This is a genomic window from Burkholderia sp. 572 (genome assembly GCF_040545135.1).
GTDB lineage: Bacteria > Pseudomonadota > Gammaproteobacteria > Burkholderiales > Burkholderiaceae > Burkholderia > Burkholderia cepacia.
The window spans coordinates 186,597-201,131 of record NZ_JBEPLH010000007.1; the positions used below are offsets into that span (position 1 = coordinate 186,597).

Here is a 14,535-nt window from a genome sequence, read left to right on the forward strand (position 1 = left end):
CTTGCTCGTTCGCCCGTCACCGGATCAGCCGGTGTGTATGGCGCGCGATCATCAGTTCTTCGTCGGTCGGGATCACCCACGCCGAAACGCGGCTCGATGCCGTCGTGATCAGCGGCCCGCCCGTGCCGTTCGCGTCGACATCGATCTCGACGCCGAGCCACGCCGCACGGCGCAACACCCCTTCGCGAACCGCCGCCGCGTGCTCGCCGATCCCCGCCGTGAACACGACGGCGTCGATGCCCTCCATCGCGGCCGCAAGCGAACCGAGTTCGCGCGCGATGCGGTAGACGTACAGCTCGATGGCGAAGCGCGCGTGCGGATCGTCGCTCGCGAGCAGGGTGCGCATGTCGCTCGACATACCGGACACGCCGAGCAACCCGGAACGCCGATAGAGCAGATCCTCGACAGCGCGCACGTCCATCCCGAGTGCTTCCATCAGGAAGATCACGACGCCCGGATCGAGGTTGCCGCAACGCGTGCCCATCGGCAGCCCGTCGAGCGCCGTGAACCCCATCGTGCTCGCGACGCTCTTGCCTGCCACGAGCGCGCACATGCTCGCGCCGTTGCCGAGATGGGCGACGACCGTGCGCCCGCGCGCCGCCGCCGGCGCGACGTCGGGCAGCACGCTCGCGATGTACTCGTACGAGAGCCCGTGAAAACCGTAACGGCGCACGCCCCGGCTGGTGATCGACGCGGGCAGCGCGAACGCCTGGGTCACCGCGGGCTGCGTGCAGTGGAACGCCGTGTCGAAGCAGGCCACCTGCTCGACGCCGGGCTGCATCGTTTCGAGGATACGAATCGGCGTCAGGTTGTGCGGCTGATGCAACGGCGCGAGCGGGGTGAGTTTTTCCAGCTCGGCCACGATCTCGGGCGTGACGCGCACCGGGCCGCTGAAGCGTTGCCCGCCGTGCACGACGCGATGGCCCACCGCCGCGAGACGGTGCCCTTCCTGATGCGCGCCCAGGAACGCGGCGATCTGCTCGAGCCCTTCCTGATGGCCGAACGTATCGCCGCCGGCCCATTGCCGTTCGTGACGCTCCGCGTGGCGGTCGACGGCGCTGAAGTGCGCCGTGGCCGTGTACAGGCCCTCGACCTGGCCATGCACGATCAGGCCGAGCGTGTCGCCGTGCACGTCGAATGCGGAAAACTTGATGCTCGACGAGCCGGCATTCAATACCAGAATCACGTCTGCCATGGCGTCACCCCGCGCGCCGGGCCGCTTCGCGCTGCACGTTCGCGACGAGCATCGCGACCGCACAGGAAGCCAGCCGGGTGATCAACGAATCGGCACGACTCGTCAGGATGACCGGCACGCGCGCGCCGAGCACGATGCCCGCCGCATCCGCGCCGGCCAGGAACGACAGGCTCTTGGCGAGCATGTTGCCCGCTTCGAGGTTCGGCACCATCAGCACGTTCGCGTGCCCGGCCACCGGCGAATCGATCTGCTTGATGCGCGCGGCTTCGGGATCGATCGCGTTGTCGAGCGCCAGCGGGCCGTCGACGAGCGCGCCGGTGATCTGCCGCCGATCCACCATCTTGCACAGCGCGGCGGCTTCGAGCGTCGACGGCACTTTTGGGTTGACCGTCTCCATGGCCGAGAGGATCGCCACGCGAACCTGCGGAAAATCCAGCGCATGCGCGAGATCGATCGCGTTCTGCAGGATGTCGACCTTTTCCTCGAGCGTCGGCGCGATATTGATCGCCGCGTCGGTCACGATCAACGGATCGGCGTGCGCGGGCACGTCCATCACGAAGCAATGGCTGATGCGCCGGCCCGTGCGCAACCCGGAATCGTGCCGCACCACTTCGGCCATGAGTTCGTCGGTGTGAAGGCTGCCCTTCATCAGCGCGGACGCGCGGCCGTCACGTACGAGCCGCACCGCCGCCGCTGCCGACGCCTCGCTGTACGGCGCATCGACGATCTCGTAGTCGCCGATCGGTAGCTGCAACTCCGCGGCGGTCGCTTCGATACGCGCACGCGGGCCGACCAGGATCGGCTCGATCAGCCCCTTGCGCGCCGCCTCCAGCGCGCCCTCGAGCGAGCTTCGATCGCACGGATGCGCGACGGCCGTCGACATCGGCGCGAGCGCCTGGCAGTGTTCGATGAGGCGGCGATATTTCTCGTGTCGGGTTTCCATTGCGGTTCCTCGCTGTCCGTCACTGCACGCGTTCGAGTGTCGCCAGCGGCCCCCTGGCCGGTAGCGTGGCAGGCGGCGCACCCAGTACCGCGCGAATGCGTTGCAGCGCCGCCCACTGTTGCTCGCTCACCGACGCGCTTTGCACGCGCGCGTCGCCCAGCAGCTTGTCCAGCAGCGTCAGCAGCCGCTGGCGGTCCTCCGACCGGGCAAGCAGCACCGGCAGCGCGGCGACGGCCTGTTGGGGCGCGTAAGTCGCGATGATCTCCTGCTCGCCATAGATGCGCCGCCACTGGTCGGGCGGCAGGTTCGGCAGGTATTCGGCGTAGGTTTCGGCAAGCTCGCGCTCGGTCGCAAGCTGCGCCAGCGGAAACGGTTCGCCGCTGCGCTCGAGCAGAAACGCCGCGCGCGCAACCGCTTCGGTGTAACCGCCACGCTCGATCGACGCGAGCGCCGCCTTCACGAACGGCAGGTCGCGAGGGTCCGCCGCCGCCGGCGCAGCAGCGTGACGGTCGCGATACTGCTCCCCGAAATGAAGCATGGCCGGCTGGGTGTACAGCGAGAAGAACAGCGACTCGATGCTTGCATCGCGCATCGCGCGGAAACAATCGAGCGACGCGCTGACGATATCCGAGCCACGCCGTTCGAGCTTGCGCCACGGCTCGATATCGTCGGCCGGCTGGCGGTGGGCCCTGACCGTGTCGGCGGCGGGCTTCAGCCAGCGAAGCCAGGGATTCAGGTCCGAAAACGCCCAGCGCTGGAAGCGCAGCGGATGAAAGTCGCGCAACAGGTGCGCCGTGGTCTCGTTCGATGCCTGCTGCACGTATGGCTGCATGAACAGTTCATACGCGCGCTGCGTGAATTCGGACAGCGCGGCGACGGCCTCGAACGCATGCTCGTCCTTGCGCCCGAAGCGGTTGAAGTATTGCGCGATCTCTTCCAGACGGTGCTCGGCAAAGGTGACGTCGTACGTGACCTTCCCGTCGGCGCCCTTTACCTCCTTAATCGACATCGCATAGAGGCCGGGCGGCAGCGTTTCGACGGCATCCAGCACGCTGACGATCTGCGCGTGCTCCTTCTTCGCGACCTTGCCGGACACGAAGATGCCGAGATGCCCCACGTCCTCTTCCACCAACCCGATGATGACCTGCCCGCGCGACTTGATCTCCTCCGTGCTGCCGTAGATGTCCGTGACCCAGTTGAACGCCTGCTGCGGCGGCGTGATGTTGTCGCCCATCGACGCGAACAGGATGATCGGCGAGCGGATCTCGCGCAGGTCGAACGCCTTGCCCGATCCGTCTTTCACTTCGCCGGACCAGAGCTTGTTGCCGATGAACAGGTTGCGCGTGATCCATTCGATCTCGTCGCGGTTCATCAGGTAGTAGCCGCCCCACCAGCGCTCGAACTCGAGGAAGCGCGGCGGCTCGGTGTCGATGTGGTCGTACACGTGGTAATACTTGTCCCACAACGTGTTCGCCGGGTTCAGGTTCTCGAAGTTCTGCACGAGATAGGCGCCGTCGAACTTGCCGTTGCCCAGGTCCGACGCGAACGACGCGAGCCACGTGCCGCCGAGTATGCCGCCGGCATAGCGCATCGGATTGTCGCCGGGCCCGTCGCTCCACGCGCCGCTCCAGTACGACATCGGGGCGCCGTTGATGACGATCGGGCCCGTATCGTCCGCCGACGAACTCGCGAGCATCATCGCGGCCCAGCCGCCCTGGCAGTTGCCGACGATGGCCGGCTTGAGGCTGTCCGGATGCAGCTCCCGTACTTTCCGCACGAACGCCTGTTCCGCGGCGCACACGTCGAGCAACGTCTGGCCGGGCTCGGGCTCCTGGAAGAACACGACGAAATACACGGGATGCCCCGCGCGCAACGCCACGCCGACTTGCGAATCGTCCTTGAAGCCGCCGATACCGGGGCCGTGCCCCGCACGCGGATCGATGATCAGGTAGGGCCGCTTGCCGGCGTCGACGATCACGCCATCCGGCGGCTGGATGTGAACGAGCGCGTAATTGACGGGCCGTGCGAACTGCCGGCCGTCGAGCACGACGTCGTAGTCGAAATGCAGCACCGGCTTGAGCCCCTCGGCCATGCGCTCGACATATTGCGTGCCGCGCTCGCGCAGCGTGTCCCAGAACAGCAGCGCGCGCTGTGCAGCGTCGACCGCGTAATGCCACGCGCTCAGCGGCGAGAACGGCATGGCAAACGGGGCGGCGCCCGGCTCCTGGCCGGGGCCGTCGCTGCCGTCGAGTGCTTCGCCCAACCGTTTCCCGTACTGTTCCAGCGCGTGCTGCGTGCGCTTTTGCAGGACGTGGACAATCTCCGTGGCGATCTCATGACTGCGCGCCAGTTGCGTGGCAGCATCCATAACACTGTTCTCCAGAGGGGCAAGGTGAATCTCGACGCATTCCGGGAGCGGCCGCCTCGCGTCAGCCGAGCACGTGCATCCCCGCGTCGATGTAGTGAATACCGCCGGTCATCGCGCGTGCGGCATCGCTGGCGAGAAAGGTGCACAGCGCACCGACGTCGTCGATGTCGAGCGGCCGGCGCAATGGCGCACGGCGGGCGGTGTCGTCAAGCAGGTGATCGAAGTTCGGCAGCCCGGAAGCCGCCCGCGTGGCCAGTGCGCCGGGCGACACCGCATGCACGCGAATGCCGGCCGGCCCCAGCTCGACAGCGAGGTATCGGACGGTGGCCTCCAGCGCCGCCTTGACCGGCCCCATCACGCCGTACTCCGCGATGACCTGGTCGGCACCGATATAGGTCATCGCCATCAGGCTTCCACCGGACGTCATCAACGGCTCGGCCAGTTTCGCCATCCTGATGAACGAGTGGCAGGAGGTATCCATCGCGAGGGCGAACCCTTCCGGCGAACTGTCGACGACCCGCCCGTGCAGATCGGCCCTGGGGGCATAGGCAACGGCATGCAACAGAAAATCGAGGCCGCCCCACTGTTCGCCGATCGTGTCGAACACCTCGCGCATCTGGTCGGCCCGGCTCACGTCAAGCGGCATCGCAATCGCCGGCTTCAGCTGGTCGAGCAGCGGCTCGATGTACGGCAACGCCCGGTCGGATTGCCAGGTCACCGCCAGCTCGGCACCCGCTGCATGAAAGGCGCGCGCACATCCCCACGCGATGCTCTGCTCGTTCGCCAGGCCGACGACGATGCCTCTTCGACCTTCAAGCGGGCGCATGCCATCGCAAGCCATGCGTGACTCGCGCACGTCGTTATTCGTCATCGCGAAACCTCGGGTCGTATTTTTTCACCGGACGAAACCGTGAAAAAGCCGATTCGGCTTTTTGCCGCGTGCCAATAAACAGGATGATCCGTCCGCACTCAGGTGCAGTCGCGAATCATTGTATTGAGGGTTTCAATACATCAGGCAATTCACGCGACATATTTTGATTTTTATCAAAATCGCTTTTTAATCAAATAATTACGATGGAATGTTTCTTCCAGAAGGGGGCTGGTTCATCGATATGTCATTCAATCGTGAACGGACGCGCCGTGCCGTTTCTGCTGTAAAACGGCCGCTTTGACGGGTAACGCCGGCGGCAATAACGACGCTACGGTGAATTCGGGAACGTGCACGACGGAAGCAAACGCCGGGCCGCATCCGCACCGGCCCGCGTTCGCCCGTCCTCCCTCGCTTACACGCGCCGCAACGGCCGGAACCCGGCACGCACTTCACGCGCGAACAACTCCGGCTCCTCCCATGCCGCGAAATGCCCGCCCTTGTCGACTTCGTTGAAGTAGATCAGGTTGTGATAACTGCGCTCGGCCCAGCTGCGCGGCGCCTGGTAGATCTCGCCCGGAAACACCGTGATCGCGGCCGGCAACGCGATATCCACCGCGTTGAAGTTGTTCGAGTGATCCTCCCAGTAGATCTGCGCGGCGGACATCGCGGTGTTGGTCAGCCAGTAGAGCGAGATGTCGTCGAGAATCTCGTCGCGCGGGATCGAACGCTCGGGCACGCCGCCGCTATAAGTCCACTGCGAAATCTTGTCGTACATCCATGCGGCCTGCCCGGACGGCGAATCGGCGAGTGCATAGCCGACCGTCTGCGGGCGCGTGACCATCATTGCCGAGTAACCGCAGTTGTCGCGATAGAACGTCGCGAGCTTCTCGTAGGCGGCCTTCTCCTTCGGCGACAGCGACGCCGGCGCGGGTGCATCGGTCGCGAGCAGCGTCGCGATATCCGGCGGCACCGTCGCCGGCATGTTCACGTGAATCCCGGCCAGGCCCTGCACGCGCTGCATCGCCATCCGGTGCGAGATCACCGAGCCGCAGTCGCCGCCCTGCGACACGAAGCGCGTATAACCGAGCCGCGCCATCAGCTCGCCCCACGCGCGCGCGATGTGGTCGGAACCCCAGCCGGTCTGCGTCGGCCGGCCCGAGAAGCCGAAGCCCGGCAACGACGGCACGACGACATGGAACGCATCGTCGGCGCTCGCGCCGTGCGCGGTCGGGTCGGTCAGCGGGCCGATCGCCTTCAGCAGCTCGAAGATCGAACCCGGCCAGCCGTGCGTCATGATCATCGGCATCGCGTTCTCGTGCCGCGAGCGCACGTGGATGAAATGAATGTCGAGCCCGTCGATTTCCGTGATGAACATCGGGAAACCGTTCAGGCGCGCCTCGCCCTTGCGCCAGTCGTAATCGGTGCCCCAGTAGCGCAGCAGCGCCTGCATGCGCGCCAGCCGCACACCCTGCGATTCGTCGGCGACGGTCTCGCGGCCCGGCCAGCGTGTTGCCGCGATGCGGCGGCGCAGGTCGGCGACGGCTTCGTCGGGAATGTGCGCGGTGAACGGGCGTATGCCGCTCGCGCCGGTCGCGGCATGCAGCGCCGTGGGCAGCATCGCCGAGACCCCTGCGGCCACGGACGTGGCAAGCAGGTGGCGACGCATCGGGGAAAACGGTGTGGAAGACATCGTTCGGCATCTCCTTTCGTGAAGTGGAAAGTGAACATGCCGCGCGCGGGGCCGCGCCTTCGCTTTCAATCCGGCGCGCCCGGCTCACGCGGCGTCGCCCATTTGAAAGGTCTGATGTATCCCGGATTTGTCTGATTTGTACGCGTTTGTAGCGGCGGCGCGGCGAGCGGCACGGCCGCTCGCCCGCGCGACGCTCAGAGCGCCTTGACGATCGCGCCGTCGACGCGAATGTTCTGCCCGGTGATGTAGCCCGCGCCGTCGGACAGCAGGAACGCGACCGTCTTCGCGATCTCGCCGGTCTTGCCGAAGCGGCCGGCCGGGATGCGTGCGACGATCTCCGGCGTTTCCGGCCAGCTGTCGATGAAGCCCGGCAGCACCGCGTTCATCCGGATGTGCTCGGCCGCGTAACGTTCCGCGTAAAGACGCGTCCATGCGCTCAGCGCCGCGCGCAGTGCCGACGAAACGGGCATCGGCTGCTCGGGCGCGTCCGCCGCGAAGCTCGAGATGTTGACCACCGCGCCGCCGCCCTGCTTCTGGAAGACCGGCGTCACACGGCGCATCACGCGCACCACGTTCAGCAGGATCAGGTCGAGCCCTGCATGCCAGTTGTCGTCGGTGATCGCCAGCAGCTCGCCCTTCGGCGGGTGCCCGGTGTTGTTCACGACCGCATCGATGCGGCCGTAGCGCGCGAGCGTTTCCTGCACGAGCCGGTCGATGTCGGCTTCTTCCGTCACCGAACCCTGGATGCCGAACCCGCCCAGTTCCTCGCCGAGCGCCACCGCGCTGCCCGACGGCGACATCAGCGCGACGCGATAGCCCGTCGCCGCCAGTTCGCGCGCGATCGCCGCGCCCATGCCTTTGCCCGCCGCCGTGATCAACGCCACTTTTTCTACAGTCACGATCTGCTCCTCATTCGAATCCTGCCGCCGCGCAACCGCCGTTCGGTGCGCCATGGTGGTAATGTAGGCGCATCGATACCCACTGTCGAACCAGTATTTCTGCCTCCAGCCGATAGTTTTTCTACAGCCCGACGATGCCGCCTCGCCCCTCCCGCCTGCCGCCGCTGAATGCGCTCCGCGCGTTCGAAGTGTCCGCGCGGCACCTCAATTTCCGCGCCGCCGCCGACGAGATCGGCGTCACGCAGGGCGCCGTCGCGCAGCAGGTGCGCCACCTCGAGGACGTGCTCGGCCTGAAGCTGTTCGAACGCCTGCCGCGCGGCCTCGCGCTGACGCACGACGGCGCCGCGTATTTCTCCGACGTCCAGCGCGCGCTGCACGCGATCGCCGACGCGACCGACAAGCTCGTGAAGCGGCGCGCCGCGCTGACCATCAGCACGACGCCGTCGTTCGCGTCGAAGTGGCTGATCCCGCGGCTCGCGCAGTTCACCGACGCACATCCCGACTACGACGTGCGCGTGATCGCCGACCCGCAGATCGCGACGTTCCGCCACGACGGCGTCGATCTCGCGATCCGTTACGGCAAGCCGCCGTTCGGCAAGCATCTCGCCACGCATGCGCTGTTCCCGCTCGACGTGTGTGCCGTGTGCAGCCCCGCGCTGCTGGCCGCGCCGGCGTCGCCGCGCGCGCTTGCAAGCCACGTGCTGCTGCACGACGCGCACGACCTGTGGCCCGAGTTCCTCGCCGCGATGCCGGAGCCCGTCGACCTCGATCCGCACAAGGGGCTGCGCTTCAACCAGACGTCGCTCGCGATCGATGCGGCCGTCGCTGGCCAGGGTATCGCGCTCGCCACCGATCCGCTCGTCGAGCGCGACATCGCCGCCGGCCGGCTGTGCAAGCCGTTCGATTTCGCGTTTCCGCTGTCGATGGGGTTCTATCTCGTGTATCCGGCCGAACGGCGCGATGACGACGCCATCGTCGTGATGCGCGAGTGGATGACCGCGCAGGCGGCGTCGGACGGGCGGCCGCCCGACTCGCCCGGTAGCCGCGGCGCGGGAAGCAGCGCTTAGGCGCCGTGTGCGATTCCGGGCAGCCGGCGGCCAACCCCGCAACGGGCGATATGCCGCGAGGAGATGATCCGATGGGATGGGAAGAAAGATACGGCGGCATCTGGACGGGCGTGCTGATGCCCGGCGAGCAACCCGTTGCCGAAACGCATCTCGCCGATCGGCATCTGGTCACGCTGATTGCGCAACGGCCCGATGGCCTGTATCGGGCCGTCGTCCTGGGGCATCACCCCGATCCGCAGTGGCGTCTGCCGTTCTGGGGAGAAGTCATCGCGCCCGCGATCGTCGGGTCGATCGATGACGGGGAGCAGTACCTCGCCGCGGCATTGGCCCGTCACGTCGAAAGCGGCGCGTGAGCAGTCCGGCTCAGGGCGCGACCCACCGGCCTTCGTAGCCGCCTTCATGCAGGTCGAACACCGCGCGGCGATGGCCGGCGCGCGCGAGTTCGAGCCAGTCGATGCGCGTCACGCTCACGTGAAGCAGGCAGAAGTTCTCGTAACCGTCGTCGTCGGGATTGGCGCGCGGGCTCGCCGACACATGCGCGGCCTCAGGCGACTCGACCGGCGTACCCGGCGGCAACGGTGCGCGATACAGCAGCAGCGTATGCGGGCGGCTCGATTGCCAGATCGCGCGGCGTTGCGCTTCGTCGTCGCAGATCGATGCAACGCCCTCCGCGCGAATCTGCACGAGCGCATCGAGATCGCTGGCGACGAGCGCGATGCGCGGATCGCGGCGCAGCTCCGCGACCTTCTCCGAGCGCGCGTCGGTATGAAACGACAGCACACGATCGGCACGGCTCGCCTGACGCAACACGATCGTGCGTACCTTCGGCGCGCCGTCGATACCGAGTGTCGCGGCCTGCAGCATCGTGAACGGCGAACGCTGCGCGCTCACGCCGGATTCGAGGCAGGACCAGAGGCGCTCGTACGTTTGCGCGAGCGATTCGGAAGTTGAGTCGGACATGGCGAAGCGGCGATCGTGCGTGTTGCGGTCGCGCAAGCTTAACCGCTTGCGGCGGCGCCGGCACGCGTGCCGCACGCCGGCCGTCGCCGTGCGGCTCAGTTGTAGCCGAGCACGACCGGCGCCGCGTCGCCGATGTCGTCCGCCGGCTGTGCGCCGAAGCGGCCGAGCACGTCGGCCACATACTGCGGCCCTGCGCTGATCTGCGACGAGCGGTGCGCCACGGGCCGGTTATCGCCCGCGCCCGGTGCTGCGCCCATCGATACGGTGTCGTTGACGGTGATATTCACGTTGTTGTCTCCTCACGCGGTGAGCGCCGCTCCATACGCGCGCACGAGGCGCGCGACGCCTTCCCGGATCGCATCGACGTCCGGCGCGGCGAACGACAGGCGCAGCGATGCCGCATCGACGTTGTCCGCGAAGAACGCCTTGCCCGGCACGAACACGATCTTGTTCGCGATCGCCTGTTGCAGCAGCACGTCCGACGACACCGCGCCGATCCGCGCCCACACGAACATCCCGCCTTCGGGACGATGAAATTCGATCGCATCGCCGAGGCCGTCGCGCAATGCGTCGCACATCGCATCGCATTTGCGCTGGTACGCGGCCGTGATGCGCGGCAGATGGCGTTCGAGCGCGCCGTCGGCCAGATATTCGGCGGCGGTGGCCTGCGTCCACGGCGTGCTGCACAGGTCGACCGTCTGCTTCGCGATCACGCAGCGGCGCGCGATCTCGGCCGGCGCGATCGTCCAGCCCACGCGCAGCCCCGGCGCGACGATCTTCGACAGGCTCGCGAAATGCACGATCCAGTCGCGTGCGCCGTCCACTTCGTCGGCCAGCGCAAGCATCGACGGCACGGCTTCGCCCGCGAAACGCAGGTCGCCGTACGGATCGTCCTCGACGATCAGGAAGCGGTATTGCACCGCGAGACGCAGCAGCTTCAGCCGTCGTTCGCGCGTGAGCGTCGCGCCCGTCGGGTTCGCGAAGGTCGGGACCGTGTAGAGCAGCTTCGGCTGCGCGATCGCGCCGGATGAAAGCTGTTCGCCGAGACGATCGACGTCGAGCCCCGCGCCGTCGACCGGAATCGTCACGATGCGCGCCTGCTGCAGACGCATCGCCTGCAGCGTCGCCGGATAGGCCGGCTGTTCGGTCAGCACGACGTCGCCGGGCGACACCATCACGCGCAGCAACAGGTCGAGCCCCTGCTGCGAACCGGTCGTGACGAGCAGTTCTGCCGCCGTGCACGCCACACCGCGACGCGCCATCAACGCGATCAGCTGCTGCTTCAGTTCGGCGAGGCCATCGGTCGGGCCGTATTGCAGGCAGCGCACCGGCTGCGCATACGCGCGCCCGGCGGCCGCGTTCAGGCCGTCGACGTCGAACAGGTCGCTGGCCGGATAGCCGCCCGCGAAGGAAATCATGCCCGGTTCGGACAGGTACTTGAACAGTTCGCGGATCGGCGAGCCGGCGGGATTCTGGAATGAAGGGGTGAACGCGTACATGTCGTCGTGAGCTGGATGGTGCGGACGGCCGGGATAGCCGCCAGGTACCGGCCACCGCGGCGCTTCTGGCGCCACGGCGGCGAAATCGAGCCACGATTGTCGATAGTCATTAAGGCTGCGGCAAACGATATCTATGCACTAGGTCTTGCGGTTTGGTCATCAAATGGGGCGTGGGGCGGGAGCAGCAAATCGACGGTCGGCCCCGTACGCCGGCGTGCCGGCACCGGGTGCCGGGCACGCGTTGCCGCCGGAAAGCCAATCCGCCCGATTGTTTCGCCGCCCGCTCCCTTGCCCCCGGGTTCGCCGGAACCGGGCCGAATCAGTGCGCCGTGCCCACCGGCACGGCCGGCGGCGGCTTGGGCTTCCACGTCGAGAGCGTGCGCGTGAGGTCGTCCGACACATAGTGCGGACCATCGAACAGGTAGACCGGATAACCGCGATACGCCAGCAGTTGCTTGCCCAGCTCGTCGGCGCTGGCCGAACGGAATCCGCCCCGCTCGGCAGGCCTGAACGCCTCGGCGATGACCCGCACGCGTTTTTTTCCCAACTTTGCAACCAGTTCGTCGAGGTAGGCGCGCGCGACATACGGCTCGCGGGCATAGACACCGCAGCCGTCCTGGAAGAACACGCCGACGTCCGCGGGCAGCCACGCCGCGAGCCAGTCCGCGAGCGCCTTTCCGCCGATGTTGGTCTGGTCGTACACGCTCACCCAGAGCGGCCGCGGCAGCCGTTGCAGGAAGGCGGCGAGCTTTGGCGCGTCCTGCCAGGTCGGATCGATCTCGACCGGGAAGTAGTAGCCGGTGACATGCAGCGGAACCGGTGCGCGCGCCACTTCCAGCGACTGGTCGGCGAGCGTCGACAGATGGGTGCGCGCCCGTTTTTCGTCCTGGTAGCCGGCCAGCCCCAGGATGACGTTCCTGGCCCACGGCTCACGACCGATGCGCTCCCAGTCGGGAAGGTGCGCGGCAGGCTGGATCGAGGTGCTGGCGATGAACGCGGTATCGTCGACGACGGTCCATTGAATCAGCAGATCGTGAATGCCGAGCATCTGCCAGTTGCCGACCGGATTCGTCGTCGAGTTGTCCACCTGCCAGACGATGCCGTCCGCGTGCACGTCGTGCGCGGTCCAGCTGCAGGCGGCCACGACGAGCGATGCGCCGATCGCCGCGAGCGTCGCCGCCCGGGGCGAACGCGGCGCGACTGAAAGCGGGCCCGGTCGCGCGGCGAGCCGAAGCCGGCCCATACGCCGTTGAATCCTGCGCCAGGCCGGGATCGCGTATGGGGTCATCGCTGGCTCTCCGGAAGCATGCCTGCGCGTCATCGTAGCCGATCGAACGCAAACGTGCGACCCGCCTTGCCGATGCGGGTCGCACGGGGCTGTCGTTCCGCCTGCGTCACTTGGCCGTCGTGCCGTCCACCCACTTGTAGCCGAGATTCGTAATGCCGGTAATCATGCTCTGGAAGTCCTGGAGCGCCGGCAATCCGAGATCCGGTTCAAGCCAGTACGGATGGAAGAAGAACGACGCGAAACCGTCGCGTACCGCCAGGCCATACTGGGCATTGGTCACGATTTGCTGCCACGTGTACGTGATGCACGAGAACGGGTCGATATTGCAGATGTTGTACTGCACGCTGCCCAGGTTCTCCGGAACGATCCGCTGCCCGTAGTAATCGGCGTTGATGATGTACGGGAAAAACTGTCCGGCCGAAAAGTCCTGGTTGGCGGCACCCGTTCCGAGTTGCGGCTTGGTCGACGTGTAGTACACGGCCCGCTGGAACGTGGTCGGGAACGTGAGGGCTGTCGCCGACGACGCGGCCGGCGACATCTGGTACTGCGGCGCGGCCCAGCCGACGATCTTGTAGCCGTTGAGCGTGAACTCGAGCAGGCCGTCGGCCATCCTGCCTTCCGCCCACGGGATGGAGTCCTCATCAACCGGCCGGTTCTGTACCGCGTACCAGAACTCGTAGTCGCTGCCGCTGACTGCATTCAGCAGGTTCGGCGTCGAATCGTACTGGTGCGTATAACCGTGCATCACGATCGAGCCGCCGCGCGCGAGCGCGTAGTTCAGTGCCCTCTTGAGGCCGGTTGCCTGCGCCAGATGGATCGTCTCCGGCACGCCGCCGTTGTAATAGCCGTTCGGGTCCGTATACAACGGGATGGTTGCCATCGTGAACGGAATGTGCTTCGAGTACATGTAATTCGTCAGCTGCTGCATCGAACTCGTCGTCGTATACGCGTCGAGGTCTTCCAGACGGACGAGCGCACGGTGATTCACCGGTGCATTGGTCTGCAGGATGTCGTGCAGGATGTCGCAGATCACCAGGTAGCGATCCGTCGGGCCGATGTAGGAAAACGGCATGTCCGCGAAGTACCAGAAGTTGCCCGAGCGCATGATGTACGGCGCGGTTGCCCCGCTCTGGCTGTTCTTGATGGTGACGAGCGCCTGCGCCTTGGTGGAATCGACGACCTGGGTCAATCCAATGTCCGGATCCGCGCTGATGACGCCCGTCGACGCGTTATAGGCGTAGTACTTGACCATCGACAGGTTCTTGTACGTGACCGTATCGTAGAAGCCCGGATTCGGATTGCTCGCCGACGGCGTCGCGTTCATCCCCGCGAGGCCCACGAAGCTGAACCCGAAGGTCTGATTGAACGTGAAGGCCGTGTTCCAGGCCAGTTGCCACAAGTTGTACTTGAACCAGACCACCGTCTTCTTGGTGGTCATCACGTCGCTCATGAACGCCGTCGGAATCGGGTTGTTGTAGTAGTCGCCGATATAGAACGTGACGTCGTGGCTCCCGACCATGCCGGACGTGTAGTTCTGGATCGGAACCAGATCGATCGTCGCATTGAAATGGCCAAGCAGGTTTCTCAGCATGATGCTGTACATCAGGCCGAGCTTCGAATACGGGTTGTTGGCCGGGTTGTCGTACAGCACGAGCGTATGGGCTGTGGTGGCCTGCGCGTGCGCGGTGCCCGGCAATGTCATTTGCGCGAGCCCCGCTAGCAGGGCGATGACGAGCAAGATCTTTTTCATGGCCG

At 66.3% G+C, this 14,535-nt stretch carries 13 protein-coding genes; 2 read left to right on the top strand and 11 right to left on the bottom strand.

Features of this window, described 5'->3' with window-relative positions; genetic code table 11:
* Positions 1–16: 16 nt before the first annotated feature.
* From ABIC51_RS15510 to ABIC51_RS15535, 6 genes are all read right to left on the bottom strand, one after another.
* A complete protein-coding gene (locus ABIC51_RS15510) occupies positions 17–1,195 on the bottom strand; it encodes an acetate/propionate family kinase (RefSeq protein ID WP_226128147.1) in 1,179 nt (392 codons plus the stop codon).
* Positions 1,196–1,199: 4 nt separating this feature from the next.
* The gene (locus tag ABIC51_RS15515) at positions 1,200–2,138 is read right to left on the bottom strand and encodes a phosphate acetyltransferase (protein WP_354006540.1); all 939 of its coding nucleotides are present in this window, start codon (positions 2,136–2,138) and stop codon (positions 1,200–1,202) included.
* A 19-nt stretch (positions 2,139–2,157) separates the two neighbouring features.
* Entirely contained in the window at positions 2,158–4,506 is a 2,349-nt protein-coding gene (locus tag ABIC51_RS15520; protein ID WP_226128149.1) for a DUF3141 domain-containing protein, read from the bottom strand.
* A gap of 61 nt (positions 4,507–4,567) precedes the next feature.
* Complete coding sequence (gene fabI / locus ABIC51_RS15525) at positions 4,568–5,377, bottom strand: enoyl-ACP reductase FabI (protein ID WP_370448770.1); 810 nt, start codon at positions 5,375–5,377, stop codon at positions 4,568–4,570.
* A 412-nt stretch (positions 5,378–5,789) separates the two neighbouring features.
* Complete coding sequence (locus ABIC51_RS15530; RefSeq protein ID WP_226128151.1) at positions 5,790–7,067, bottom strand: epoxide hydrolase family protein; 1,278 nt, start codon at positions 7,065–7,067, stop codon at positions 5,790–5,792.
* 194 nt (positions 7,068–7,261) lie between these two features.
* Positions 7,262–7,966 (bottom strand): SDR family oxidoreductase, encoded by a 705-nt coding sequence (locus ABIC51_RS15535; protein ID WP_027790713.1) that lies wholly within the window; start codon positions 7,964–7,966, stop codon positions 7,262–7,264.
* A 134-nt stretch (positions 7,967–8,100) separates the two neighbouring features.
* Here ABIC51_RS15535 and gcvA point away from each other — a divergent pair, with 134 nt between their 5' ends.
* Both gcvA and ABIC51_RS15545 read left to right on the top strand, forming a co-directional pair.
* Positions 8,101–9,033: a transcriptional regulator GcvA gene (gene gcvA, locus ABIC51_RS15540; RefSeq protein WP_027790712.1), complete on the top strand. Its 933-nt coding sequence runs from the start codon at positions 8,101–8,103 to the stop codon at positions 9,031–9,033.
* Positions 9,034–9,104: 71 nt separating this feature from the next.
* Positions 9,105–9,386, top strand: coding sequence for a hypothetical protein (locus ABIC51_RS15545; protein WP_060312331.1), 282 nt, complete (start codon positions 9,105–9,107; stop codon positions 9,384–9,386).
* Between the two features lie 10 nt (positions 9,387–9,396).
* On the opposite strand, the gene ABIC51_RS15550 is transcribed toward ABIC51_RS15545, so the two are convergent.
* From ABIC51_RS15550 to ABIC51_RS15570, 5 genes are all read right to left on the bottom strand, one after another.
* Entirely contained in the window at positions 9,397–9,993 is a 597-nt protein-coding gene (locus ABIC51_RS15550; protein ID WP_027790710.1) for a pyridoxamine 5'-phosphate oxidase family protein, read from the bottom strand.
* A 95-nt stretch (positions 9,994–10,088) separates the two neighbouring features.
* Positions 10,089–10,280, bottom strand: coding sequence for a hypothetical protein (locus ABIC51_RS15555; RefSeq protein ID WP_060085652.1), 192 nt, complete (start codon positions 10,278–10,280; stop codon positions 10,089–10,091).
* 12 nt (positions 10,281–10,292) lie between these two features.
* The gene (locus ABIC51_RS15560) at positions 10,293–11,492 is read right to left on the bottom strand and encodes an aminotransferase-like domain-containing protein (RefSeq protein WP_226128153.1); all 1,200 of its coding nucleotides are present in this window, start codon (positions 11,490–11,492) and stop codon (positions 10,293–10,295) included.
* Positions 11,493–11,811: 319 nt separating this feature from the next.
* The gene (locus tag ABIC51_RS15565; protein ID WP_226128155.1) at positions 11,812–12,780 is read right to left on the bottom strand and encodes an alpha-amylase family protein; all 969 of its coding nucleotides are present in this window, start codon (positions 12,778–12,780) and stop codon (positions 11,812–11,814) included.
* A 106-nt stretch (positions 12,781–12,886) separates the two neighbouring features.
* Entirely contained in the window at positions 12,887–14,530 is a 1,644-nt protein-coding gene (locus ABIC51_RS15570; protein ID WP_060312335.1) for a DUF2334 domain-containing protein, read from the bottom strand.
* Between the last annotated feature and the right edge of the window lie 5 nt (positions 14,531–14,535).

Coding starts and splice junctions, on each gene's coding strand:
- fabI (WP_370448770.1), bottom strand. CDS start 5,377: ATGACGAATAACGACGTGCGCGAGTCACGCATGGCTTGCGATGGCATG.
- ABIC51_RS15560 (WP_226128153.1), bottom strand. CDS start 11,492: ATGTACGCGTTCACCCCTTCATTCCAGAATCCCGCCGGCTCGCCGATC.
- ABIC51_RS15550 (WP_027790710.1), bottom strand. CDS start 9,993: ATGTCCGACTCAACTTCCGAATCGCTCGCGCAAACGTACGAGCGCCTC.
- ABIC51_RS15565 (WP_226128155.1), bottom strand. CDS start 12,780: ATGACCCCATACGCGATCCCGGCCTGGCGCAGGATTCAACGGCGTATG.
- ABIC51_RS15530 (WP_226128151.1), bottom strand. CDS start 7,067: ATGTCTTCCACACCGTTTTCCCCGATGCGTCGCCACCTGCTTGCCACG.
- ABIC51_RS15515 (WP_354006540.1), bottom strand. CDS start 2,138: ATGGAAACCCGACACGAGAAATATCGCCGCCTCATCGAACACTGCCAG.
- gcvA (WP_027790712.1), top strand. CDS start 8,101: ATGCCGCCTCGCCCCTCCCGCCTGCCGCCGCTGAATGCGCTCCGCGCG.
- ABIC51_RS15510 (WP_226128147.1), bottom strand. CDS start 1,195: ATGGCAGACGTGATTCTGGTATTGAATGCCGGCTCGTCGAGCATCAAG.
- ABIC51_RS15520 (WP_226128149.1), bottom strand. CDS start 4,506: ATGGATGCTGCCACGCAACTGGCGCGCAGTCATGAGATCGCCACGGAG.
- ABIC51_RS15545 (WP_060312331.1), top strand. CDS start 9,105: ATGGGATGGGAAGAAAGATACGGCGGCATCTGGACGGGCGTGCTGATG.
- ABIC51_RS15570 (WP_060312335.1), bottom strand. CDS start 14,530: ATGAAAAAGATCTTGCTCGTCATCGCCCTGCTAGCGGGGCTCGCGCAA.